This window comes from Dyadobacter jejuensis (assembly GCF_003149085.1).
Lineage (GTDB): Bacteria > Bacteroidota > Bacteroidia > Cytophagales > Spirosomataceae > Dyadobacter > Dyadobacter jejuensis.
In genome coordinates, this window is the sequence record NZ_QGDT01000005.1 from 94782 (window position 1) to 119923 (window position 25142).

Here is a 25142-nt window from a genome sequence, read left to right on the forward strand (position 1 = left end):
GTGGTTGGAGGAAGGTGTAATCTGTATGAATATTTTCTGGAATGAGGCGGATGGGACCAAGGCAATTATAGGAAGTAAGCGCCTAGCAGATCAAGCCGAGAAGGGCCCTTATGCATAGCGTGAAGTAGTAGAATTTTACCAAAATTATTTATTTTTAAAGTATCTAGCTTAGGCTTTAGTTTCGATTTCGCATTTACGGTAACGTTACCATAGTATGGTGGAGGTGGTTTTTTGGTGAAAATTGGTAGCAGCAGGTTTTTTAGTTTTAAGGTATAGTAAGAATACATAATGTAGGCTGTTGCATGAAGGATTACCTGTGGCTTGTCGATTTGAGTTGACCAATTGGGAGCCAGTCTAGTTTAACGGAAATTATTTCCGTAGTCATATCACCATCTAGGATGATGGTCAGGGATGGTATGTGCCAAAAAAATAATAAATCCATACTCACCAATGAATAATGATGCAAAAAAAACTACCACAACTTATCGGGACTTTGTCCCGACAACTGATGCTGGGTACCTTGTTACAGGGCATGTTCATAGGCCTGTTGTCGGCAGACGACGGCAGGGCCAGAGCCGAAAGTATTGAAAATCGATTTGCCAATATTGAAAGTTCTCGGACGAAGCAGGTCAAAGCGAATAGTCCAATAGAAACTGGCGATAAGGCCAGTCGTAGGCCTATTACCCATTCAACAAATAGCGCAAGGAACCTTTCGGCTACCAATGTCGACATTCAGGTGACGGGGAAGGTCACCGACGAAAAAGGAGATGGGTTGCCAGGAGTGAGTATCGTTGAAAAGGGTACACCTAATGGTACCACCACCAACGTCGAAGGAGAATTTAGCATGAAGGTGGCTGGTGAAGCTTCCGTTCTTTCCCTAAGTTTTATTGGTTACGTATCCCAGGAAGTGACGATTGGCAGCCAAACTAGCCTGATGGTAAAAATGTTGCCAGAGGACAAATCCTTGGAGGAGCTTGTGGTGATCGGGTACGGTACGCAGAAAAAAGTGAATATGACCGGGGCCGTGTCGTCGGTAAAGATCGACGATAAGATAACGAGCCGTTCTTTGTCCAATGTATCCTCGGGTCTTTCGGGCTTAGTTCCTGGATTGGCCGTGAGCCAAAACACCGGCATGGCCGGCCGAAATGGAGCTTCCTTGGTGATTAGAGGGCTAGGCACCGTCAACGATGCAGGCCCCTTGGTGGTGGTAGATGGGATGCCCGATGTAGATATCAATCGTTTAAATATGAACGATATAGAGAGTGTGTCCGTGCTTAAAGATGCCACATCTTCATCGGTGTACGGTTCTAGAGCCGCCAATGGGGTCATCCTCATTACCACCAAATCGGGGAGGGGGCAGGAAAAGGCCACCATCAATTTCTCGGCCAACTATGCCGCCCAGGTTCCTACCAAAGGGTTTTCGTTCCTGGCCGATTATCCCAGGGCACTCACGATACATCAGCGCGCTGCTGCAGTGAACACCTTGCCGTCCAATTACTTGTTTAAGAATGGAACCATAGATCAGTGGATGGCCCTGGGCATGTTAGACCCTTTGGCCTATCCCAACACCAACTGGTGGGATATCATTACCCGCACGGGGTCCCTGCAGAATTACAATCTTTCGGCATCCGGTGGGAGCGACAAGTCGAACTTCTTCTTGTCGATCGGCATGATGAATGAAAAAGGAATCCAAATCAATAACGATTTTAAGCGGTATAATGCCCGTTTCAATTACGACTATAAAATCCGTAAAAATATCAACACCGGAATCAAGTTCAACGGTAACTGGTCCAAATTTACGTATGCTCTGGAAGATGGCTTTACCGACGACGACCCCCTCAACACGGCTGGTTTTGATATGCAAGCCGCTATAGCAGGGATTACCCCATACGATCCGATATCGGGTAGGTTTGGAGGGGTGATGGCCTATAATGAGGACTTGCAAGCCTATAATCCTTATACCGTATATATCAATAACCTTAATCGTCAAAATCGGCAGGAGGCCAATACCAGCATGTACCTGGACTGGGAGCCTGTAAATGGGCTAGTGGCCAGAGTCGACTATGCCTTGAATTACTACAATCAGTTCCGGTATAGAGCCGACACCCCCAACCAAGCCTATAACTTCCAGACCATGACCGATGGGAGCCGGGTATATGTTGGGACCAATGCGGGCATCAGCAATTTTACGGATACAGGTTATAAGACCATGCTAAATGCCCGGTTGAATTATACCAAAACTTTGGGTACGAATCATCACTTCAATGCTCTCTTCGTATATAGTGAAGAGTATTGGTACGATCGTTACCAGGCCTCGAGTAGAAACGACCGCCTTTACCCAACGCTATCGGAGATCGATGCGGCCTTGACCGACATACAGACTACCGGTGGGAATTCCTCTGCCGAAGGACTAAGATCATATATTGGTAGGCTCAATTATGCCGCTTTCGATAAGTATTTGGTGGAGCTGAATTTCCGTTCCGATGGTTCTTCCAAGTTTTCGACAGGGAGTCAGTTTGGTTTTTTCCCCTCAGCGGCTCTGGGTTGGAGGTTTACTGAGGAAAAATTTATATCGCAGTTTACCGGGAACTTCCTGACCAATGGTAAAATTAGGGCTTCCTATGGGGGCCTTGGGAACAACTCGGGGGTCAACCGATACGAGCAACAGGAAACGCTAGGGGCTCAAAATTATATGTTGGGAGGTACCATCGTGAAGGGTTTCGTCAATAGTAAGCTGGTGAACCAATCCTTGTCATGGGAAACGACCAATGTATTTAATTTAGGGGTCGATTTAGGGTTTTTAAACAATCGACTCACTGCTGAGATGGACTATTACGACCGGCTAACCAAGGGCATGAACCGCCCCTCGGACATGTCGTTGCTCTTGACAGGAGCTTATGAAGCACCAAGGAAAAATATAGGGAATATGCGCAATAAAGGGGTTGAAATGACTTTGTCGTGGAGAGATCGTTATCGTCAGGTTAATTATGGCTTCGTGCTGAATGCGTCCTATAATAAAACTAAACTGGAGTCCTGGAATGAGTTTTTAAATAAGGGCTATACTTTTGTAAATATGCCTTATCACTTCCTGTATACCTACCAGGATGCGGGAATTGCTCAAACATGGGATGACGTATATAATGCGACTCCTCAGGGGGCTAGTCCGGGGGATATCCTTCGCAAGGACGTGAATGGTGATGGAAAGATCGATAGCAACGACAAGGTCGCCGATCCTAATATCCAGCGTGACCGGCCCACTACCAATTTTTCTTTGATCGGGAATATGTCATGGAGGGGTTTCGATTTGAACGTGCTGATGGCTGGCGCCGCGGGAAGGAAGGATTATTGGTTAAATAATTACAATAAGGTCAATATCCCTACCCAGCGCTACGCTTCTTCGGAAATTCACTGGAACAATACCTGGACGGTGGAGAATCGGGATGCCCTTTTACCTCGGTTGGGTGGCAATGCCAATCAGGAAGAAACGACTTTCTATCTCGATGACCTATCTTATCTAAGGCTAAAAAACATTCAGATAGGATATAACCTTCCGTCGGCCTGGATGAAAGCCATAGGGTTAAGTAATTTTAGGATATATGCTTCTTCGGAAAACCTAGCCACTTTCACCAAATACCGTGGCTTAGATCCCGAAAAAGGAGGGAATAGGAGCGATGCCTATCCTTTGAATAAGACATATTCCCTGGGGATCAATATTGGCCTTTAACTTGAAATGAAAATGAAAAATATCAGTATTAAGATTTTAGGGTCACTCGTTTTGGTAGCGATGCTGTTGGGGCTCAACGCCTGTACGAGCGATCTGCTAGAGCAGCAACCCACCACCGAACTGGGAGCCAATGCCTTTTGGAAAACAGAAGCCGACGCCAGTTTCGCCTTACAAGGGGCCTATGCCTCTATCCGGCCGTTATTTGACCGGGATTATTATCTTGAAGGTCATGGAGAGTATGTCCGGGCTCGCGGTACCAGCGCCACTAATGGGAACCTTTCTAAGGGCGATGCTTACCATGGTGGTGACTACAACCCAACAGGTTATGGTGATAATTTCGATAAAATGTTCCGGTATCTATACGGAGGGGTGAACCGTACCAATTATGTCATCGAAAACGTGAATAGGATGTTGGCAACTGCAGCTCCTGGTTCGGTGGCCAATCTGGAGACTATATTGGGAGAGGCCAAGTTACTCCGTGGGATGGTATACTTCAGGCTGATCTCTATGTGGGGTGATGTGCCTTATATTTACCAAGTCGTCAACGACAACTCAGAGGTAGCCAGCCTGGCGCGTATGCCGATAGCGCAGGTAAAAGACTCTATCATGGCCGATTTCGATTATGCCTTCGAAAAACTTCCTGTGAAGTCGACGGTGGCAGGTAGAGCGGCAAAGCCCGCAGCCTTGGCCTTTAGAGGGAAATTGCAACTCTACTGGGCGAGTTGGAACAAGTTTGGATGGCCTGAGTTGGATACTTTTAAGCCCGATGCTAATGAAGCTACCAAGGCCTATAAGGCCGCTGCTGACGATTTTAACAAGGTGATTACCGAGTATGGCCTTAACTTGTACAAAAATGGTGAGCCCGGAGAGATCGACTCCGTAGGGCAGGCCGATAAGCTTCCAAATTATTATTATCTGTTTACACCTTTGGCCAACGGGGATCCCGAAATTATCATGGGCTTTACCCATGGTGGTACCGGTACGGGACAGGGAGAAGAACTAATGCGTGATGTAGCGGGAAGGTCCCATGAGGGGTCTCAATGCTGGGTTTCTCCTCGGTATGAAATCGCCGATCGGTACCAATCGACCCTAACCGGAGACTTTGCCCCAAAATTGATTCCTATGAATCCGGCCACTGCTGGTGCACGTACGGCGGCCAATTCGGCCTTGAACCCGGCAAGCTATAAGAACCGCGACTATCGGATGAAATCTTCCATAATGTGGGACTATGAAATGAGTGTAGGGATGATCTCTCTTAAATCGACCGGATGGGTGCCTTTCGTTTATAAAACATGGAACCAGCCCATTACGATCAATGGAGTGAAATATACCACCTATAATACCGATGGAAGCAATTCCGGTTACGTTTTCCGGAAGTTTTTGAGGAACTACGCCGGGCAAGGACGTAGTGATGGAGACTATACTTATCCGGTAATGCGCCTAGCCGACGTGTTCCTGATGTATGCTGAAGCGACCAATGCCGTAAATGGTCCGCAGGCCGACGCCATTGCTTTGGTGAATCGGGTGCGGCATAGAGGCAATCTGCCGGCTCTATCTTCAGACAAAACAGCCAATGCGACCGCTTTTTTTAATGCCATCGAACAAGAACGTATTATTGAGCTTCTGGGAGAGGGACAAAGGGGCTTCGACTTGCGGCGGTGGAGAGCGCTGGAGCGAGTGTGGGGTGCCCCCTATTCCGAAGGGGTATGGCGTATAGACTCGCATGGGGCTAATATTAGTAGGTATTATCAAAACGCCTCAGAAAGAGAATATCAGCAAAATTATATTTTCCGAATTCCCCCAGGGGAACGGGATAGAAATCCTAACCTTACCCAAAATACTCCTTGGTTGTAAGATAAGTCGACTTTTTAGAGCAAAATAATATCAAGATGAAAAATATAACCAACATTATTAGTTCCTTTTTCCTGCTGTCGCTCCTGTTTTTGGGGTGTAAGGAAGACTATCCCGTCGATGAAGATGGCCTGCTCATCACCACTCGAACAGATTGTTATGTGAGTAACTTTGAACTTTTGGGTTCCGATTTTCAAACGGTGCGGACTAAGAATCCGGCTATCGATACCATCGCCCAGACCATCGACGTGGAAGTGTTTTATGGTACCGACCTCAAAAACCTATATCCACAGTTCTCGCTGGTCACCGATGCAAAGCTAGATCCTAAAATTACCGGCAAGGTCGATTTTTCGGATTTGACCAAACCAAAGGTATATACAGTGGTGTCCGGTAACCGGCAAATCCGGAAAGACTATACGGTTAAAATAACGGTTCAAAAACCTTAAAACTTGAAATGATGAATCTAAAATATAAATATTTAGCAGCCTTGCTCATTCCCTTACTGACGATGGTATGGAGTTGTAAGGAAGAGGATGGCCTGACGGTGGTTCCTAAAAATGAGTTCCAAAACGACTGTATCAAAAGGAGTCTGGGGCCTAACGTAGTAGGCTTGGACATAGAATTCGCCTATGCAATGGCCATTCCCAAGAGCTTGGGGAAAATCGTGTCGGCAGAAGTAGTGGCTAGCGTGGCCGGTGCTGAGGCAACCTATCTCGAAAACAAGTCCTACTATACCAATGGAAGTGGACAGGATATTGGTATTACCATCGGAAATAAGTCGGTAAATGCGGACGGGAAAACTTCCGTGACTTTTACAACCGATACTACGGCAGCCACCTTGCGGTATTTTTATAGAATACCTGCGAGTGCTAAGGGTAAGGAGATATCGTTCGTATTCTCAGCCACAGCTAGCAACGGCACCACCGTCTCTTATAACATGGGGCCATATAAAGTTGCTACTATGGATATGGTGCTCGATTTGCCCGTAAAGGATAGTTCGGCCGCTTATATATCCATTGAAGACATGGCCGTATATGGTCCCGCCCAGGCGGCTACCAACGCCAGTAAAATCGACCTGGTATATTTATATCGGTCTATTCCTAACGTGGTGTTTGGCCATGGTTTGGTAGCTCCGTCTAGTACGACTTACTTGCCCAATATTACCCTGCCGGCAGGGGTCAATCGCTCGGCCAAAGTCAATAAGGTATGGGCCCTAAGAGATTTGCACCTGGCCAGGTTACAATATGGTATTTATATCGACGATTTGGATTTCCAAACCCTCGATATCAATACCGCCCCCGACTATGCCATTAACCTTAAAGCCGAGTCGGGAGTATGGGTAGAAACCGCCGATGGGAAGTACCGGGCTTATATCTATATCAACTCGGTCAATAATACCGGAAAAAGTGCGACCATCAGTATTAAGAGATATACCCTATAATAGGGGATGAGGTCCCATAGACGCCCTGTTTTTTAGCAGGGCGTCTATTCTAACTTCCAGGTTCTTACCCATTCGTACTGAGTGGTACGTTGCTCCCAGCTACCACTTTCCACTAAGCCGCCATCGGCAGGGATGGGGTTCCAGTCGTAAGTTTCTATGGCCATATGCAAGTAAGCGGGCATATCCCAGGACACGGTAGGGTTTAAAGAATAGGCATATTTCCCATCCAAGTAAAAGCGAATTTCTTCAGGCGATTTCCACCAAGCACCATATACATAAAACCTTTCATGGTTTTTTGTTTCAGGAACGATCATGTCCTGAACCCTTTCACTTTTAGGGTGGCAGGTCGTTTCGCGGTGAATGGCATTGGCATGGAAGATCTGGTCCCAGTTTTTCGCCCAGGAATCCGTCTTTTCTGTAGTTCGTCCCACACATTCCTGAATGTCGAGTTCGAGCTTTTTGTCGCAGTCGTATTTGGACATAAGCCAAAAAGTGGAGGACATGACGGTGCTGTTGGCCTTCATTTTACATTCGTAATACCAACCTACCTGTCCGGCATTGAGGGCCCTTACAATGCCCCCCTGGTGAGTGAATTTCTTGCCATTCTTCATCACCTCTTGGTCCAGTTTGCCCACGGTGACGTTAAGTTTTCCATCTTTTACTACCACATTGCTGTCCTTAAAAAGTCCAGGAGGACGTCCATCCCAGGTCCATCCATTGCCTATAGGCTCACTCTGCCATTTCTGTAAGTTGAGCTCCGAGCCGTCAAATTCGTCGGAAAGGGATGCTACCGGACTCCATGTCTTATCGGCCGGTTTGGGGTCGTTATTGGCTATAAAGTAGGGCTGCTGAGCTTGTACGGCCTCTTTGCTGGCGCACGAAAATAGCAGAAGTGCTATGAGTGAATATTCGAGTTTGATCATGATAGATGGTGAGAAATTGTTCACAACAAAGCTCAATTTTTAATTGAAATAGTATTATTAGTGTTTCAGCAAAGAGTGGTATCAATTTGGCATATTTAAGTATATGGAGCCATAGGTTTATAAAAGTAGGGAAAGCTTAAAATGATTAATCGAGGATTTCGATCATTGGGGTTACCGGTACTTTTATACTAGAAAAGCCTGAAAAGTACCATTAATGACCGTAAAAGTCACATATTATTCAAGGTTTTCGATCTATTTTTATATTTCATCTCGATATTGTACTCGATGTTGCTCTCTGGCCGTCAGATCAGCCAGATGGGCCTGAGTCTGCGCATGGGGGTATGGCCACACCGATAATAATAAAATTCCCTCGGGCTAAGAAGGTAAAAGGCTATGCGAAGGACTTCATTTGTTTGTAATGAAATGGTAGGGCAACACGATGTATAATATAGTTGATGGCAAAATCTATTCACTAACCCCAATCCGACGCGAGGGACTCCCCGGCGGAGGCAAAATTTATTCTATGAAAAATAAACTATTCCTAACCTTAACTTTTATTGGTTTACTTGCCGCAGTAGCCTTTGAATCCGCAGCGCAGACTCAAGTGCTTTCTACTATGGAGCAGACACACCCTCGATTACTATTATTGAAGGGTGAAGAGAAGCAGCTGCTCCAGAATATTGAAAAGAACCCAGGCTGGAATAAGCTGCATCTGGCCATACTGACCGAGTGCGACCAACTCTTAGACCAGCCGCCCGTAGAGCGTATTCAAATAGGAAAAAGACTACTCGACAAATCACGGGAGGCCTTACGCCGTATCTTTCAGTTGTCCTATGCCTACCGTACTACTGGAAAGGTTCAGTATTTTAAACGTGCCGAAAAGGAAATGTTGGCGATTTCGGCCTTTGAGGATTGGAATCCTAGCCATTTTTTGGACGTGGCCGAAATGACCATGGCGCTGGCCATAGGATACGACTGGCTGTATGATCCGCTTTCGGCTGAGAGTAAGTCGCTTATCAAAAGGGCCATCATCGAAAAAGGTATTGAGCCTTCCTTTGAAAATAAATACAATGGGTTTTTAAAGGCGCAACATAATTGGAACCAGGTATGCAATGCCGGAATGACCTTCGGTGCATTGGCCATTGCAGAAGATGAACCAGCCTTGGCCGAAAAAGTGATCCAACGGTCAGTAAAGTCTATTCCATTGGCGATCGATCATTCCTATAAGCCCGATGGAGCTTATCCCGAAGGATTTAGCTATTGGGGCTATGGAACAAGTTTCAATGTCCTATTTAATAGTGCGATGGAAAAGGCCATAGGGACCGATTTTGGACTGTCGGAGCTGCCGGGCTATTTAAAAACTGCCGGGTTTATGCAACATATCGTAGGACCGACAGGCCTGGCTTATAACTGGGGAGATAGCGGACTCAAGGAAGGGCTTACTCCCGCCATGTTCTGGTTTGCTTCCAAGACCGACGACCCTACCTTGTTATGGAGCCAGATGGAACATTTGGAGAACGCCTCTTCGCGCTTAGTAAGTAACCGCATCTTGCCAGCCGCCCTTATTTGGGGAGCACATTATCAGTCTAGTAAGGTAAAGGCCCCTAAGGAATTGCTCTGGACAGGGCAGGGGCCAAGTCCTGTAGCCTATATGCGGACGTCCTGGACCGACCCCGATGCCATTTTCGTAGGTTTTAAAACCGGCTCTCCTTCAGTCAATCATGCCCATATGGATGTAGGATCCTTTGTGGTGGATGCACAGGGCGAACGCTGGGCGATGGATTTTGGAAGCCAAGGTTACAACTCTTTAGAGTCCAAAGGGGTAGATTTATGGAACAGGAGTCAAAACTCGCAACGCTGGGAGGTGTTCCGATATAATAATATGGCTCATAACACCCTCACTTTTAACGATTCCCTGCAACGGGTAAAAGGGTATGCCAAAATAGATGGGGTATCATCTAAAGCAAGCAATTTATTTGCCATTTCCGATCTGTCAGACTTATATACTGGACAGGTGCAATCGGCCAAAAGAGGAGTCGCTATCGTAAATAAGAAAGCGGTGAAAATTCAGGATGAAATCACCACGGGTGCCAAAGCGGCAGGCTTGCGCTGGAATATGCTGACGGCAGCCGAAGCCAAAATAGTAAACAATCATACTATAGAATTGACTCAGAACGGCAAGAAAATGTTCTTGCGGTTCGATGCCAACCATCCTATAGAACTGCAAACCTGGAGTACCAAACCGACCCATAGCTATGATGCTGAAAATCCTGGGACCATATTCGTAGGGTTTACAACTACCGTACCGGCTCAGTCCACCCTCCAGGTCTCTGCCGTATTGAGTGAAAAAATAGTAAAAACCACAAAGGCTAGCCTAGCCGACTGGAAATAAATTGGAGTAAAACCTAATTCTACCAAAGGCAGGCTTACCGGCTAAGTTGGCCTTTGGTAGAGTCAGGAAAGCGACGAATATTATAAGTGAACGTGAGCAGAAAATAGCGTTGAAGAACGTTGGACTGCGTGTCTTGGACGTAGGTGTCGGCTATGTTTCGTTTGATGCTCACGTTTTGTTTTAGCAGGTCAAATACGTTGAGGCTAATCTCTCCCCTTCTGTTGGCAAAGAGTTTTTTGCCCAATGTCATATTCCAAATCATATAATTGGTATTATACCCAGCCGACAATCCGGTATTGATGGTATGGATGAGATCGGTACGATACACCAAGCCTTTCCAGAGGATCCACGTGAGGCGGAGTCGGGTATTCTGATTAAAAGAGTTGTTATGGGTATTGCGCAACGACCTTTTAACCATGCTATACCCCGAACGGGTCGACACCTGAAAGTCGACAAACTCGCTAATGTTGCTACTCACACTCGTACCAAGCCTAAAGTTAGAGGTGTAGGTCATATTCCGTATGGAGTCGATCAGGCTGGGGAGTTGGCTGTGGCTTACCGAAGTGTTGAAGCTTACCTTGGATTTGATCCAGTTGATAGGCTGCCCGTAATTGACGTAGGTGCTAATGTTCCAATACCCGTTGAGGTTGACGGGCATGGAGAGTTGCGAGCCCGTCTGCAAGGTGTCCGTCTCCGTTAAGGCAATTGGGCTTCGGGCCGTAAAGGTGCTGTTCGTCTGATAATTTGGGATTATAGACGACTGGATCATGGCAAAAAAGGTGCTGTTCTTATCCGGATTTTGAGTCTTGTACTTGGCCTGTATTTTGTTGTTGGTCGACTGTACCAAATTGGGGTTTCCGGTTCTTACGTACAAAGGGTTATAAATATTATAGACCTGCTGCAGCTCATTGATAGACGGGGCGTCGGTAGAGGTTCGGTAGTCGAGCTGTAGGTTTCGGGTTTTGGAGAATCTGTATTCTATCTTGGCGGAGGGTAGTACGTTGTCAAAAGTCCGGCTTAATGCGTAATCGGTAGGGAAAATTTGGTTGTTGACCAGCTTGGCACTTTGGTATTGCCCTGCTACCTGTATTCTTAGTTTTTCCTTGCGATACTGATACGACCATTCGGTCTTTTGGGTCAAGTACTCGCTCTTAAAAGTATTGCTTAGTCCGGTATTAAGGATGGTATACTCCTGGTCTACTTCTTGGTAGTCGAGCAGGCGTTTGTCGGAGTCGTCGACCCGGTTGCCCCTTTCGTGGCTCAGCTGCATGCGTCCATTGCTCCCTATGGGCTCTGAATACGACAAATCCACTTCCCAGGAGTAGCCTGATTTGTCGAATTTGGTAAGCTGGTTCAGCGTTTTGTTCTTGTCGGGTGTTCTGAAGTATACATTGTCCGACTCACGCGTACCCTGGTAGTCGTTGATGCGGTAGGCATTGGTCATGCGGAAAGAAAGGCTTCTTCCTGGCTTCGAAAATCGATGACTATAAATTACCGAGTTGCTGATGCTGACGTTATTTCCATTGCCAATCGATTTGTTTTCCGTTTCGTTGAGCGCGGAGTTTAGGTTATTGGTTTGTCCTGTAAAATACGAGTAGTCGTCGTTATTAGTGAAATTCAAATTGGGGCGAAAAAGTATTCTGTTTCTTTCATTGATCTTAAAATCGATGCGCATATTGGCCTGGTGTATTCGGTCTTTGTCGATCCGGGTGCTTTGCTCCTGATAGGTCCTGCCGGAATCGGCTGGGTTTACAAAATTCCGAAACTTGGTTTGTAGGGCAGTATTATGCCTTTGTGTGTAAGTGTAGCTACCGCTGGCTTCTATTTTTTCTGACCATTTTCCAGAATAGTTGACCCCGAAGGAATTCGTCGTCATTACGCCGGTATTGGGCTTGTCGTCGCCTTGGCTACTTTGGCCCGTTTGATAGGTGGTGGTATTGACGTTATTGGTAAGTCCCGTAAAGGTTAGTCGGAGGTCGTTATCGAATACATTGACACTGGCCCCTGCGGCATACCTTTGGTTGGAGCCATAGCCAGCGGATGCTTTTCCAAATTGGCCATTTCGGCGGTTGGGCTTCGTAACGATATTGATGGTTTTCTGTCGCTGACCATCGTCGAATCCACTCATCTCCGATTTATCACTTTGCTTGTCGTAAAGTTCAATGCTTGCGATTACTTCGGCCGGAAGGTTCTGAAGGGCCTTGGCCACATCGGCCCCGAAGTATTGTTTGCCATCGACTAATATTTGCTGTATGTCTTCGCCCTGAGCTTGCACTTTACCATTTTCCATGGTGATGCCCGGGAGTTTTTCGATTAGCTCCTGAGCGGAGGCGTCGGCGGTGGTCTTAAACGCATCGGCATTATACGCTGTGGTGTCCCCATTTTGAGCTCCTGCCGACACCTGGCCTACTATCTTTACCTCCGCCAACTCATTGGATTCCTCCTCCAAGAAAAGGTCCAATACCTGATTTTGGCCATTGATCAGAAGCAAATCTTTAGTGATCGTTTTGAAACCTATAAAACTAGCTTTTAATGTATAAGCGCCTGCGGGGATTTGTCCTATCCTATATTTGCCCGCCTCATTGGCCATGGTGCCTTGATCTATATTCTCTACGGCTTCCTTCTGCAAGGTGATGATGGCCCCGGGCAAGGCTGTGGTATCGCTTGCATTGTGTACCACCCCTTCGAGGATAATACCTTGTGAATGTCCCCATAGAGACATAAAAACGAATACAATGACAATTGCGGGGGTATAGGTTTTTGCCATATTTATGCTGCGACTATATTTAGGAGCTTCCCGTCGGGAAGACTGTTAGGGGGATCGGTAACGTTTCATATAAATATAACAGTACCTGTCCGGCCCTGAAATAGAATGACGACGAACCGGAACAATTTCGCTCTCTAGGCCGATTTTCTCCAACCCAACTGGTAGGGTGCTAATGGTCGAGCCAAGCTTTAAAAGCCGGTGTGCGCTCCCCACTCACTACTATATCCTCCCCACTGGGTGGGTTTAATGCTACTTTCAGCCTTCCCTTGAAGTAAGGACGTATGTCCTTGATGGCATCGATATGAACGATATACTTGCGACTAATTCTAAAAAAGATATCAGGATCCAAGCTTGTCTCGATCTCTTCCAAAGAGAAATCGATGGGGAATTTGGACTGATCCGCACAAACCAGAAAACTAATTTTTTCTTCAGAGAAAAAGTAGGCGACTTCCTGTGCTTTGACAGTCTTAATTTGAAGCCCATTCTTGACCAAGAAACGAGATTTGAAGTTTGTCGGAGGGGTACTCAGCGAACTTGCCTGACGTAGGAAGGTCTGCTGCATCTCCTCGAGTTTCTGAAAACTTTTTACTAACTGTCCATACTTTACCGGCTTGAGCAAATAGGCGACGCTACTGACTCCAAAAGCCTCCAGAGCATATTGCTCATGAGAGGTGGTGAAAATAATAGGACAGCTTACCACCACAGCTTCAAATATTTCGAAGCAGAGCCCATCCGATAGCTGGATGTCTACAAAGGCGAGGTCGGGCATGGGATGGTGATTAAACCACACGATGGCCTGTTCTACGGACGACAACCGCGCCAATATTTCAAGTGACGCGTCAAACTGTTCTATCAAGCCCTGTAAGCGATCGGCAGCTAGGGCTTCATCCTCTATGATAATGATGGTCATGTACTAGGAAGGTGTGATGAGGGGTAGTTTTACTGTAAAATATTGGCTGTCCTCCAAAATTTCTATGGGGAGGTTGGCCAATAACTCGTAACGTTTGGCTAGATTCTTAAGGCCTGATTCGGCACTATATATCCCTTTTTTTCGGAGCTGAAGGTTATTCGTTACGGTCAATTTCCCCTCCTTATCCGTGAATATCTGTACGATTAATGGGGCCGCCTCCGTGGCCTTATTATGTTTCATTGCATTTTCTACTAAGGTTTGTAAGGCTAGGGGAGGGATAAGATGGCTGTGGAATTCGGTCTTGATATCCATCTGGATTTGTAGCTGGTCCACAAATCGGATTTTGAGCATAAATATATAGGAGTCGATAAACTCCATTTCTGTGGCCAGTTCAATAAGCTCCTGATTGTTGGTACTGAGGACGTAACGATAGACGTCGGAAAAGCTTTCTAGAAATTTTTGAGCTAGGTCAGGGTTTTTATCGATTAGTGAGGATAATACGTTAAGGTTGTTGAAAAGGAAGTGGGGAGAAACATGGCTCTTTAATGACTCAAACTGGGCCTTGATATTTTGGCTTTGTAGCTCCTTGGAATAGCTGAAGTTTTTTTTCCAACGCATCATAAAGTATATGCCAAACTGGATAGAAAGTATCGGGATAATCAGAATCAGTCCATATACATTGAGTACAATAAGCTGCTGCTGGTCGGGTGGGAAGCCTAGAACCTGGTTTTTAATGATATAATAGCTCAAATTGACACATAGCAAGGAGTAAATCGTACTCAGGAAAATCTGGATATAGAACCGTCGGGTATCATAGTCGGCCCAAGGGTAATGCCTATTGAGCCAAATTGAAATAAAGCGGTTGCCTAGCCAGAGTAGTAATATCACCCCAATGATCCAAAATAACCCTACCAAATAGAGGGTGGGTACTGTGGCTGTGGCCGTTAGCACTACCAACAAGATGAAAATCAAAGTGGCAATGAGGATCAGAAGGTTGCGGATCTTTTTCAATATTAATGACAGCCTAAGTGGGTGAGAGTCGAATTGGAGCTTATTTAAACTGAACTGTTTTTACCTGATTCCAAGGGACATATTTTGGTTTTTCTTGGTCATTCCATATCAATAGTCCCCAATTCTTATCATTCACGTCGTTCTGTCCGCCTAGCAGTACCTTTGCCCCATTTCTTAAGGAAATTAATGATTGTTTTTCGTTTTTACGTTCCACGGTACGGATGTTTCCAAAAGGGATGAGGTAGTTAAGGCCATTCTTGTACCCCTCCAAAATGTCGCTATTCCACTGCTCGTCGAGGTCGTAAACGATACGGCCTTGATACCTCGAGCCTGTAAGGGTGGTTACGGTGGCCATTAGCTTGGTGCTAGGCCTGAAATCCCGATATCCGTACAGTTGGCTTGTATAGGCCTTGTGGCTTAATTCTAATTCAATGAAGTCCTTCCATTTTACTTTTATCGCGCCCATATTTCGAGAGAAAATGGTAAGGCCATGGTTGCTGGAACCTACGTCGTCGGTACCCCACAACAGCAGCTTTGATCCTGACCGAAGGGTGACTTCCGAGCTGTTGTCATCCTTTTTTAGGATATGATTTATCTGCCAAAAGGGGATCTTATGGGTTTTCTCCTGATCCTTGCCATCTAGCTTTGTGGAGGTCATCGTTTCGTCTTGGTCCCATTTTATGTAGCCAGTTAGCGTGCCATATTTGGATTTTACAGTGCCAAATAAGGGCCGTACTGCCGTGCTTAAAGCATGGCTTGGGGTGGCAGTAAACTCGATTTTACTAACCTTGGACCATCCTATCCTTTGCCATTTTCCGGAAGGGTCGGCCAGGTGCAAGTTGCTCCCAATATCCCTGAATTTGTCGCTGCCCTCCACCGCAATGGAACTCCCATTTTTAAGTCTTAACTCGGCTTTCTTACCCTCTTTGGTGGTAATAGTTGCGATATCTCCAAATCTACAACTAAACCGGTTGGTGCGGGAGGGATACTTGTTCTCCCAGATTTGCATAAAACCCCATTCTATTTTCTCCTTTTTTTCATCATCACTGAGCTTTTTTATCTCACTGCTTTTGAGGAAGGTCAAAGAAGGGTTGTCTTTACGAATGGATACAAAAATGTCTTCCCAAAATAATTGCCTATTTTGCCATTGAATAATTCCGGTTTTGGTACCCCCGTCCTTTAGGGTTATGGTGCCGTATATGAGACCTTGAAAGGAATGACCCCATGCGAAACTAGAAGAAAACAGCAATAGAATCCCAACTGTGCTTGTCAATAAATTGCACCATATCGGTTTTCTTTTGAATGGATATATTGTTTTTGCCATCGGCTCTTTTCAAAGGTAAAGCTGCCCAAGTTAGCTACTTTATGTTAGACCTAAAATGGAATATTAGCCCAATTGGGATATGCGAGGCCCTAAGTGGAGTTTAAACTTACCTAATTGGCATGCGATTTATGCGGTAGGAAAGATTAACTTTATAGAAATGGCTCTAGCAATTGGCCTTAGAAAATGCCCAATTTAATTTGATAAATCGTTATAGTATGAACACAATCATCAATCATTCCCTACCCAAAGCCTATGCGGCCATAGAAAAAGAAACCCAAAAATCGGGCTTCACCATGGCATCCGATACGATGGCCTGCTCTTTTTTAAGAACCATGGCCGCTACTAAGCCTGGAGGATCGTTTCTGGAGTTGGGTACGGGATCAGGACTGTCCACCTCTTGGATCCTCGACGGAATGGACGAGCATTCGACGATGATCTCCGTGGATTATGACGGAGAATTACTCAGTATTGCCAACAAATTTCTAGGGAACGACAGCCGGTTAACACTGACCCTTGCCGACGGAGAGGAATGGATCAAGACACATCCTAATCTTGAGTTTGACTTTATATTTGCCGATACTTGGCATGGGAAATATTTACTTTTGGATGAGGTGCTCCAAATGCTTCGGCCGGGGGGACTCTACCTCGTAGATGACATGTTGCCACAGTCCAACTGGCCCGAAGGGCATTTAGAAAAAGCTACCAATTTGGTGAAATATCTTGAAAGACGAGAAGATTTGGTTCTTACGAAGCTTAATTGGTCGTCAGGGTTGATCGTCGCAGCCAAAAAATAGTGGCCCAAAGCCCTTTTGCCCGCTGTTTAGGAGTGGTTTTACGCCACCGTACGAGCCTCCAGCCGGTCGGGAAACCCATTCCAAATGTCTAGAGGAAGGGTTGTAAATCATGAAAACTTTATCCAGTTTTTGCAAGTATGCTAGGCCCATTTCGATATATATATGATTGCATCCCGCCCCATTCTCCTAATTAATAGCCATTACTAGGGGATAATAACGGAAATCGAGTCTATATTGGTAATATCCTCAATATGTTTGCCATTTATTATATGAAATCCATCGCATTTTTCCTGCTCCTACTTTCTCATTTTTCGATTGCTAAAGATTTTTACGTCTCCCCGCAAGGTAAAGATACCCATGCAGGTACCACTTCCGATAATCCCTTAGCCTCCTTGGCCCAAGCCTTGGAACGGAGTAAGGGGGTCTTAGCTACAGAAAGTGTACATATTTACTTAATGCCTGGGAGTCATTATGTTAGTGAGGCGCTAGTGTTGGATCGGGCCTATGCTTCGGGAAGTGGGCATCAGCTGGTGATTGAGGGTATAGGCGAAAATGTAGTTGTAAAAGGCTCGGCATTATTGAAAAACCTTGTCTGGCGCACTTATAGGGGGGAAGTTAAGGTGGCAGCTATCCCTTCAGACCTTCGTTTCGATCAATTATTTGTCAATGAGGCCCTGCAGGTAAAGGCTAGGTTCCCGAACTACGACTATGCCAATCCATGGCGGGGCGGCCTTGGCTACCAACTGGCCAGCGATGGAGGGGATAGGCGCTACGACAGCTGGATGGGCGTAGATTCTACAGTATTTTCGCAAAAAGTATGGGAAAACCCCGAAACAGGAATTGTTCATGCCTTTCAGAGCCACAACTGGGGCAATATGCAATATAAGATCCTAAGTAGGGATCGGACCAAACACCAACTAAAACTCGGAGATGGGGGTTGGCAACTGCAGCGGATGTATGGAATAGGAAAGGGAACTCCTTTTTTTATTGAGAACATATTCGAAGAGTTAGATGCCCCCGGGGAGTGGTTCTACGACGAGCGGCAACATTTATTATACTATTGGCCCCCTGCCGGCCTCGACCTACACGATGCGCTGGTGGAAGTGCCCGTTGTGAAGGATATCATTCAAATAAAGGGCACTCCCGAGCAGCCAGTGAAGAATATTCACCTAAAAAACATCCGTTTTACGCAAGCAAAAACCACGTTTATGGATGCTTACGAACCGCTCGCCAGAGGCGACTGGTCCATTCATCGTGGAGGGGCTATCTTTATGGAAGGAGCAGAAGACTGTGTGATCGATGCCTGTGATTTTGACGATTTGGGGGGTAACGCCGTATTTATGAGTGGTTATAATCGGAATAATATGGTCAGAAACGCCCAGTTTTCAAACCTGGGCGAGAGTGCCGTTTGTTTCGTTGGTAAGCCCTCCGCCGTGCGTTTTTACCAAACTTGGGATGATGCAGAGATTCATCATAAGGACTGGGAAAAGATGAGACAGGGGATGGATCTGGGAAGGGGTCCTAAGTCGCCCGACTATCCCGAAAATTGTGTGGTAGAAAATGCTATCATCCATGATATTGGTTTGTTAGGAAAACAAACCGCCGGGGTGTTTATCTCCATGAGTCATCACATACGGGCCAGCCATGTCAGCATTTATAATACCCCTCGTGCAGGAATATGCATTAACGATGGTACCTGGGGCGGCCATATTATAGAACATTGCGATATCTGGGAGACGGTCAAAGAAACCGGCGAGCATGGTCCTTTCAACTCTTGGGGCCGAGAACGTCAATGGAAACAAGGTTCCGGAGGTATGATCAAAGACTATGTCCTGCTCGACGCCATCGATCCTGTAATTATTAGAAATAACCGAATTTCCAATTTCAGAAAGACCATCAGTGCCGGAAACTGGACCATCGACCTGGATGATGGATCGAGCAATTATGAGATTTATAATAACTTGAGCCTAGGGTCTACCCTTAAGATGAGGGATGGCTATTTTCGTAAAGCATATAATAACATTATGGTGAGCCCTGTGCCATTAGGCTGGCATGTGTGGCCCGAAGAATCGGGCGATCGCTTTACCAATAATATCGTGGTAATAGCTGGGAAAGTACCCGGTAAGGAAGTGCCTACCCAACATTTTATTGGTCCCGCCCGTATGCCCCAGGAAGGTCGATGGGGAGATATTCACGATCAGAATGTCTATTGGAATGCCAATACCGATAAGGCACTGGTATATGGGGATGTTACCTTTGAAAACTGGCAGTCCCAAGGGTATGATCAGCATTCCAAACTCGCTAATCCCTCTTTTGTAAATCCTGGAAAAATGGATTTTAGAGTACAGGAGCATTCTCCAGCCATTGGTTTGGGTTTTAAAAATTTTCCTATGGACCAATTTGGCCATACCATGACCAAAATTGGCCCTTTCTGGAAGGAGTTTACGGGGACGCTGCAGATTAGCCTCACGGCCGATAAGCGAGGGGAGAAAGTCTATTATACTACCGACGGAAGCCAACCCTCTACCGGCTCTCAGTTATATACTCAGCCCTTTACCATCCATGAAAGTAGCCTCATTAAGGCTGCGACGGTCGATTCACAAGGGAAGAGGGTAGGGCCTATTCAAGCTGAATTCTACACCAAAGTCGATCGGGTCAAATATCCTTCTTGGTATCAGACCCTCTTGTCTGGGAAAACCGACTGGGATTTTGAAAGCTATAAATTCCCCCAAACCAATAAACATATCGATGGCCTAGAGCTAATCAATATCCAGGAAGTTCCCGACCTGATAGATGCCTCTGGAGGGTATGCCACGGGGTGTTTTGTGGCCTCTATCGATACACTGGGCGGGGAACACTGGCGCAAAGCGGGCCTAAGACCTCATATGATTGTACAAGGCATGGGCACGGAGTCGATAATAAGTACCGATGACTTCGAGGCGGCTCTAAAAAAATATGCGGGCCAAAAGGTATCCGTAAAAACTGTATATGCTTATGAAAATCAGGTGTTCGAGGTACAGTTAAAGTAAGTCTAGCATCGCTTCCATTAAGTTCTATTCCAATTTCCATTCTTCTAAAAGACCCTTTATCCGAAGGGGTATTGTATATTGCATTAAATTAATGTAACCGTGTATATACAAAACACGATATTTACTTAAAAATGGCCATTGTAACCGTTTTAAGGACGTTTGGTGATATAGTTATTGCCCGACCTAAAGTATAATATTTTGTTATAGTTCATAACTTATAATGATTTTTTGGGCAAGCGTCGAGGAGGCAACTTTGCATCAGCAATAAGCTGTAATCCTTAACAACAATTGGTATATGATACTTGCCATCCAAGCCAACATTCGGGCAGGTCCTCCAAGGGTATGGACCGAAGTAGAATTTGTATTATTGAAACCCTTAGAAGCCCATCTTTATGAAGAATCCTATCGGAATCATCCGTTTGATGAAGAATACCCTCATAGGCCTTTTGGTAGCCCTGGCCTGTACGTTTTTGCTGGTGATCAGCCTCATGATTTTTCCGAGCCTTAGTGAGCGGACCAACCGGGCTACGGCGGCGGTCACTCCCTTATACAAACCGCCTCAGGCCCAAGTAGCGAAGGAACCCTGGACGGCTCCAGATACTGCCACCATTCCTAAGACTGAGCAGGGCGATAGGATCCGCTATGGGCGAGAGTTGATCGTCCATACCTCCGAGTACCTAGGTCCCAATGGTAGCGTGAAGGCGCTCAGTAATGGAATGAATTGTCAGAACTGCCATTTGGAAGCTGGGTCGAAGATCTTGGGCAATAATTTTGCTGCCGTGTACAGTACCTATCCTAAGTTTAGGTCGCGTTCTGGATTGACAGAGTCGGTGATCAAGCGGATCTCCGATTGTTTTGAAAGAAGCCTCAATGGTGTCAAGCCCGATAGTAGTAGCCGGGAGATGCAAGCCATGGTCGCCTACATGAAGTGGGTGGGCCAAAATACGCCGAAAGGGGTGCGGCCAGAGGGCACGGGATTGGTAAAGTTAGCCTATCTCGATCGGGCGGCCGACCCCAAGGCTGGAGAGGAGATTTATGCCCTGAAATGTGCCAGTTGTCATGGTGCGAACGGGGAAGGAGTTTTTAATGCTAATAAAACGGCCTATCAGTTCCCTCCCCTGTGGGGTAAGCATAGCTATAACGACGGCGCTGGACTGTATAAGCTCTCCTCGTTTGCCGGCTATGTGGTCAATAACATGCCCTTTGGGGCAAGCTATAAGTCTCGAATGCTCACCGAGGAGGAGGCATGGGACCTGGCTGCCTATGTAAATGCTCAGCCCCGGCCCCATAAGGACCAAACTGCCGATTGGGTAGATCCATCTAAGAAGCCAATAGACTTTCCTTTTGCCCCTTATACGGATTCCTTTACGGAGCAGCAGCATAAGTTTGGACCCTTTGCTGAAATTGCCAAGGTCCATGGAAAATAGTTGTCATTCAATCTTTTAACAATTAATTATTATCCTATGAAATATCGTATGAAATATCGTATTAAAATGTCAAAAATAGCCCTGTTGCTTATTTCCTTGTTTGTTTCGTTAGATGCGCTGGCGCAGCATCAAACGACAGACTTCCATGGAGCCGTTGCCGAGCTCGATAGTTATAAGGTGGTCTTTCAACTGAACAGTGGCGACGATAAAGTGATCAAAGGAACGATGCGGAATATTTTAAATTCTTTAGAGGATCCGCGGCTCAAAGGGAAGCTCCAGGTCGAACTGGTGGTGCATAGTGGCGGAGTGGTGGTATTTAGGAAGGACCATCCCTATGAGGCTCAACTGAAGGCCTTACAAGCCAAAGGGGTGATACTGGCCGAATGTGAAAATACGATCCGCGAAAAAAATATAAGTAAAGATCAGCTATTCGATTTTATCTCTTATGTGCCCAGTGGCAATGGGGAGATTATCATTCGTCAACAACAAGGCTGGGCGATTGTCCATCCATAATTCAAGGTTTTAAATAGCAACATATCATGAAAAATATAATTCTTAGTCTGGTACTTTTGTTTAGTTTATTACATACGGCAGGGGCACAAAACGACCCTCATGCCTTCGACCCACCATGGAACAAGCCTTGGAACGATGGACTTTCCTTTACGGTTGCGGGGGTCGATAATGTTCCGGACCTCTACGGAGATATATCCGATCCCGAATTGGTGGTCTTTTTTGCCGGAAATCAGTTTATGGTTATCGACGATCTGCTGGTGGCATTCAAAAAGGCTTATCCTAGTTATACCCGAATCTTCGCCGAAACCTTACCCCCCGGTATATTGGCACAGCAAATAGATCATGGGGCCCTTACCATGGGGAATATGCGCATTACCCTAACTCCCGACGTCTACACGGCGGGGAAGGCCAGAATTTTGGAGCAGGAAAAGCGCTTTAGCCGGCGAGAGGTATACGCCAAAAATCAGCTTGCAATCATGGTACGAAAGGGTAACCCAAAGAATATTAAAGGGCTGGCCGATCTGAGTCGCAACGATGTGTTGGTGACCATGCCCAATCCAGAGTGGGAAGGCATAGGTAAGAAAATAGAAGATGCCTATCGAAAGGTAGGGGGGGGAGCCCTTCGAAAAAAGATCATGGAAGAAAAAGTGGATGACCATACTACCTTTCTAACTACGATCCACCATCGGCAGACCCCCATGCGCCTATTGTATGGAGCATCGGAGGCCGGGCCAGTATGGTATACGGAGGCTTATTATCAGCAAATGCTGCACCATCCCGTCGAAATGGTGAAGCTTAGTGAGCAGGAGAATATAGGAGCGGAGTATATGGCCGGACAGCTAAAAGATGCCCCGCACCCTCAAGCTGCGCATGACTTTATGGACTTTTTAGTGAGTCATGAGGCCAAGGCCATTTACAAGCATTACGGATTTATAACCGATTAACGTTTCCTTTTTAATATTGATGAGGTAGGTCGTATTTCTTCGGCCTACCTCTTGTTGGTATAGGCTTAGCCGATGCGGCCTCTGCGCGTCATCTGCCTTTATGCCTTTCCGGTGAACTTGGGGTCGAAATCGACCATCCATTGTATTCCGAATTTGTCCTTGAATAGTCCAAAATAGGAACCCCATGGACTGTCGGATATGGGCACTTCTACTTCTCCTCCCGCCGACAGGCCCGTAAAGAGCTGGTCGGCTTCTGCTTTACTTTCGGCACTTATAGAGACGGTATATCGATTACCCTCTCGTGTTTTTTGTCCCTGGCTTTCCAAAAAATCGGTCGCCATAAGCACATTGGCTGGGCCAATGGGTAGGGCAATGTGCATGATTTTATTGGCGTCGCTTTCGGATAGTGGGTGCTGTGGATCGGGCATGTCGCCAAATCGGACCACGGTTGCCAGTTCACCCCCGAATACCGATTTATAGAATTCGAAAGCCTCTTCGGCATTGCCGTTGAAATTGAGGTATGGATTAATAAGGGCCATATTTGAAATGTTTAAGCGTTCAATAAAGCATTTATTTCGAATTTGCTCATTTGCATCATAGCATCCAGTGCCTTTGGGGCCTTTTCTGGATCGTTCATTAGCTCTGCTAAGATACTGGGGACGACTTGCCAGGAGACCCCATATTGGTCGTCGAGCCAGCCGCAGGCGTTGTATTTTCCTCCTTCTCCCAGTCTTTCCCAATAATGGTCAATTTCTTCCTGGGTGTCGCAGGTGACAACATAGGAATTGGCGGGAGAGAACTTATACTGAGGGCCCCCATTGAGGGCCATAAACCTGGTTCCGTTCAGCTCAAAAATAACCACCATAGGGTTTTCAGCAATGATTCGGGAATTTTCAAAAATGGCGCAATAATGCGCTGCTGCCGCCTTGGCCTGTCCGTCAAACCATAAGCAGGGGGAAAGAGGATGTGTCATTCGTGTAAAAAGTGTTTATATCCTATACCTAAGAATAGGAATAATGTAAGGTATAATCTTCTAAAACTGGGTCAATTCAATCAATTTATTCATCGATTGGTAAAGGTGGTCCCACCACTTGCATGTCATTCTCAGAAAAAATCGCTGCTATTTCTTCGGGGCCAGGGATATGATCCAAGGCAGCCATGGTGACGAAAAAATTCTCCAGCTTCCCTGCTGGCTGCATGATAACGTTCATTTTTCCTTTGGCCGATACCTGGGTCCAGGCATGGGGTACTTGCCGGGGTAAGAATATACTGTCGCCCGTCGATAGGTGGTAGGTATCTTCACCTACTTTAAACTTATAGGAACCTTCTAACACATAAAAGATTTCGTCCTGGGTATGGTGAATATGTAATGGTGTTCCTTTACCAGGTGATAGGGAGGTTTGTTCAAAAATGGCCAACTCCCCATTGGTGTCGGAGCCCGATACTTTCACATCGAGGATATTGGCATTGACCCCCTTCAGTTGGATGTGTCCGTGTATCCTCCCTTCCCCATTGGAGATTTTGAATCCTTTACCTTCAGTAAAGTCATTTCTTGATACCCGCGAGAAACCCAAAAATGGGGAAGCAAGGGAGGATAAGAAATAGGTGAAAAATAAGCTTCGGTTCATGATGTTGATGAGGTTACCTGTCCCCAATCCATCCATGCTTTCATTCCTTCGGCCATTTGCTCTTTGGTCATATGGGCATTTTGCTTCCAAGTGTCGGCCGGAGCGTGGTATAGTACGATGAATGTTTTCATAATAAGAATCATTTTAGTGATATGAAAAATACAAAATATACCATTGAAAAGAAAGTTTTCTCCCTTTTTTAAAATTTTTAGCGCGTAGCCCTATCCCAGGGGCTATTCCAGCCTTGGTTAATACGGGATGGGTGGGGATTCTGCCAGGGTGAAATCCCCGCAAAATTGGGGGTTAAAACGTGGAAAACACCCTCCATAGCATTGCTTGAGCCGATTTACCTTTACGACTGATTTCAGCGGGACCATTGGGCCCTATTTGTAAAATCCATTCTGTATAAAACCTCACCTTAAATGTCTCAGCACTATGAAAAATGTTGTTTACCTCCTGTTTCT

The 25142-nt window shown here is 46.0% G+C and carries 19 protein-coding genes; 10 read left to right on the forward strand and 9 right to left on the reverse strand.

Features of this window, described 5'->3' with window-relative positions; all coding sequences use genetic code 11:
• Positions 1-457: 457 nt before the first annotated feature.
• Genes CLV98_RS11710 through CLV98_RS11725 form a run of 4 tightly spaced genes read left to right on the forward strand, consistent with a single transcriptional unit; the run spans position 458 to position 7016 of the window.
• The gene (locus tag CLV98_RS11710; RefSeq protein WP_211320013.1) at positions 458-3724 is read left to right on the forward strand and encodes a SusC/RagA family TonB-linked outer membrane protein; all 3267 of its coding nucleotides are present in this window, start codon (positions 458-460) and stop codon (positions 3722-3724) included.
• A gap of 12 nt (positions 3725-3736) precedes the next feature.
• Complete coding sequence (locus tag CLV98_RS11715) at positions 3737-5578, forward strand: RagB/SusD family nutrient uptake outer membrane protein (protein WP_109674676.1); 1842 nt, start codon at positions 3737-3739, stop codon at positions 5576-5578.
• A gap of 35 nt (positions 5579-5613) precedes the next feature.
• The gene (locus CLV98_RS11720) at positions 5614-6021 is read left to right on the forward strand and encodes an SGBP N-terminal domain-containing protein (protein WP_109674524.1); all 408 of its coding nucleotides are present in this window, start codon (positions 5614-5616) and stop codon (positions 6019-6021) included.
• A gap of 8 nt (positions 6022-6029) precedes the next feature.
• Positions 6030-7016, forward strand: a complete 987-nt coding sequence (locus CLV98_RS11725) for a DUF4466 family protein (RefSeq protein ID WP_211320014.1) — start codon at positions 6030-6032, stop codon at positions 7014-7016.
• 44 nt (positions 7017-7060) lie between these two features.
• On the opposite strand, the gene CLV98_RS11730 is transcribed toward CLV98_RS11725, so the two are convergent.
• On the reverse strand, positions 7061-7939 hold the full coding sequence (locus CLV98_RS11730) for a LamG domain-containing protein (RefSeq protein ID WP_211320015.1): 879 nt from the start codon (positions 7937-7939) through the stop codon (positions 7061-7063).
• 523 nt (positions 7940-8462) lie between these two features.
• Here CLV98_RS11730 and CLV98_RS11735 point away from each other — a divergent pair.
• Positions 8463-10331 carry a heparinase II/III domain-containing protein gene (locus CLV98_RS11735; RefSeq protein ID WP_109674678.1) on the forward strand — a complete coding sequence of 623 codons (1869 nt, stop codon included), beginning with the start codon at positions 8463-8465 and terminating at the stop codon, positions 10329-10331.
• A 34-nt stretch (positions 10332-10365) separates the two neighbouring features.
• On the opposite strand, the gene CLV98_RS11740 is transcribed toward CLV98_RS11735, so the two are convergent.
• The 4 genes from CLV98_RS11740 to CLV98_RS11755 form a co-directional block, all read right to left on the reverse strand.
• Positions 10366-13098, reverse strand: coding sequence for a TonB-dependent receptor (locus tag CLV98_RS11740; RefSeq protein ID WP_109674526.1), 2733 nt, complete (start codon positions 13096-13098; stop codon positions 10366-10368).
• Positions 13099-13267: 169 nt separating this feature from the next.
• A complete protein-coding gene (locus tag CLV98_RS11745) occupies positions 13268-14008 on the reverse strand; it encodes a LytR/AlgR family response regulator transcription factor (RefSeq protein ID WP_109674527.1) in 741 nt (246 codons plus the stop codon).
• A gap of 3 nt (positions 14009-14011) precedes the next feature.
• Positions 14012-15019: a sensor histidine kinase gene (locus CLV98_RS11750; RefSeq protein ID WP_211320016.1), complete on the reverse strand. Its 1008-nt coding sequence runs from the start codon at positions 15017-15019 to the stop codon at positions 14012-14014.
• 40 nt (positions 15020-15059) lie between these two features.
• On the reverse strand, positions 15060-16343 hold the full coding sequence (locus CLV98_RS11755; protein WP_146202265.1) for a hypothetical protein: 1284 nt from the start codon (positions 16341-16343) through the stop codon (positions 15060-15062).
• A gap of 215 nt (positions 16344-16558) precedes the next feature.
• On the opposite strand from CLV98_RS11755, the gene CLV98_RS11760 reads away from it, so the two are divergent.
• The 5 genes from CLV98_RS11760 to CLV98_RS11780 all read left to right on the forward strand — a co-directional run bounded on the left by CLV98_RS11760 (position 16559) and on the right by CLV98_RS11780 (position 23050).
• Positions 16559-17137, forward strand: coding sequence for an O-methyltransferase (locus CLV98_RS11760; RefSeq protein ID WP_109674680.1), 579 nt, complete (start codon positions 16559-16561; stop codon positions 17135-17137).
• Positions 17138-17406: 269 nt separating this feature from the next.
• Positions 17407-20166, forward strand: a complete 2760-nt coding sequence (locus CLV98_RS11765; protein WP_158281238.1) for a chitobiase/beta-hexosaminidase C-terminal domain-containing protein — start codon at positions 17407-17409, stop codon at positions 20164-20166.
• Positions 20167-20558: 392 nt separating this feature from the next.
• Complete coding sequence (locus CLV98_RS11770; RefSeq protein WP_109674530.1) at positions 20559-21593, forward strand: c-type cytochrome; 1035 nt, start codon at positions 20559-20561, stop codon at positions 21591-21593.
• A gap of 48 nt (positions 21594-21641) precedes the next feature.
• Entirely contained in the window at positions 21642-22106 is a 465-nt protein-coding gene (locus CLV98_RS11775) for a DsrE family protein (protein WP_229203333.1), read from the forward strand.
• 26 nt (positions 22107-22132) lie between these two features.
• Entirely contained in the window at positions 22133-23050 is a 918-nt protein-coding gene (locus CLV98_RS11780; protein ID WP_109674531.1) for a molybdate ABC transporter substrate-binding protein, read from the forward strand.
• Between the two features lie 98 nt (positions 23051-23148).
• On the opposite strand, the gene CLV98_RS11785 is transcribed toward CLV98_RS11780, so the two are convergent.
• From CLV98_RS11785 to CLV98_RS24010, 4 genes are all read right to left on the reverse strand, one after another.
• Complete coding sequence (locus CLV98_RS11785) at positions 23149-23589, reverse strand: VOC family protein (RefSeq protein WP_109674532.1); 441 nt, start codon at positions 23587-23589, stop codon at positions 23149-23151.
• Positions 23590-23600: 11 nt separating this feature from the next.
• A complete protein-coding gene (locus CLV98_RS11790) occupies positions 23601-24023 on the reverse strand; it encodes a VOC family protein (RefSeq protein WP_109674533.1) in 423 nt (140 codons plus the stop codon).
• 85 nt (positions 24024-24108) lie between these two features.
• Positions 24109-24678, reverse strand: coding sequence for a cupin domain-containing protein (locus tag CLV98_RS11795; RefSeq protein ID WP_109674682.1), 570 nt, complete (start codon positions 24676-24678; stop codon positions 24109-24111).
• On the reverse strand, positions 24675-24809 hold the full coding sequence (locus CLV98_RS24010) for a hypothetical protein (protein WP_262512146.1): 135 nt from the start codon (positions 24807-24809) through the stop codon (positions 24675-24677). Before CLV98_RS24010 ends, CLV98_RS11795 begins: the two co-directional genes overlap by 4 nt.
• Positions 24810-25142 lie beyond the last annotated feature (333 nt).

Excerpts from the sequence above, each read along its gene's own strand:
- CLV98_RS11710 (WP_211320013.1), top strand. The coding sequence starts at position 458 with ATGATGCAAAAAAAACTACCACAACTTATCGGGACTTTGTCCCGACAA.
- CLV98_RS11715 (WP_109674676.1), top strand. The coding sequence starts at position 3,737 with ATGAAAAATATCAGTATTAAGATTTTAGGGTCACTCGTTTTGGTAGCG.
- CLV98_RS11720 (WP_109674524.1), top strand. The coding sequence starts at position 5,614 with ATGAAAAATATAACCAACATTATTAGTTCCTTTTTCCTGCTGTCGCTC.
- CLV98_RS11725 (WP_211320014.1), top strand. The coding sequence starts at position 6,030 with ATGATGAATCTAAAATATAAATATTTAGCAGCCTTGCTCATTCCCTTA.
- CLV98_RS11730 (WP_211320015.1), bottom strand. The coding sequence starts at position 7,939 with ATGATCAAACTCGAATATTCACTCATAGCACTTCTGCTATTTTCGTGC.
- CLV98_RS11735 (WP_109674678.1), top strand. The coding sequence starts at position 8,463 with ATGAAAAATAAACTATTCCTAACCTTAACTTTTATTGGTTTACTTGCC.
- CLV98_RS11740 (WP_109674526.1), bottom strand. The coding sequence starts at position 13,098 with ATGGCAAAAACCTATACCCCCGCAATTGTCATTGTATTCGTTTTTATG.
- CLV98_RS11745 (WP_109674527.1), bottom strand. The coding sequence starts at position 14,008 with ATGACCATCATTATCATAGAGGATGAAGCCCTAGCTGCCGATCGCTTA.
- CLV98_RS11755 (WP_146202265.1), bottom strand. The coding sequence starts at position 16,343 with ATGGCAAAAACAATATATCCATTCAAAAGAAAACCGATATGGTGCAAT.
- CLV98_RS11760 (WP_109674680.1), top strand. The coding sequence starts at position 16,559 with ATGAACACAATCATCAATCATTCCCTACCCAAAGCCTATGCGGCCATA.
- CLV98_RS11765 (WP_158281238.1), top strand. The coding sequence starts at position 17,407 with ATGAAATCCATCGCATTTTTCCTGCTCCTACTTTCTCATTTTTCGATT.
- CLV98_RS11770 (WP_109674530.1), top strand. The coding sequence starts at position 20,559 with ATGAAGAATCCTATCGGAATCATCCGTTTGATGAAGAATACCCTCATA.
- CLV98_RS11775 (WP_229203333.1), top strand. The coding sequence starts at position 21,642 with ATGAAATATCGTATTAAAATGTCAAAAATAGCCCTGTTGCTTATTTCC.
- CLV98_RS11780 (WP_109674531.1), top strand. The coding sequence starts at position 22,133 with ATGAAAAATATAATTCTTAGTCTGGTACTTTTGTTTAGTTTATTACAT.
- CLV98_RS11785 (WP_109674532.1), bottom strand. The coding sequence starts at position 23,589 with ATGGCCCTTATTAATCCATACCTCAATTTCAACGGCAATGCCGAAGAG.
- CLV98_RS11790 (WP_109674533.1), bottom strand. The coding sequence starts at position 24,023 with ATGACACATCCTCTTTCCCCCTGCTTATGGTTTGACGGACAGGCCAAG.
- CLV98_RS11795 (WP_109674682.1), bottom strand. The coding sequence starts at position 24,678 with ATGAACCGAAGCTTATTTTTCACCTATTTCTTATCCTCCCTTGCTTCC.
- CLV98_RS24010 (WP_262512146.1), bottom strand. The coding sequence starts at position 24,809 with ATGAAAACATTCATCGTACTATACCACGCTCCGGCCGACACTTGGAAG.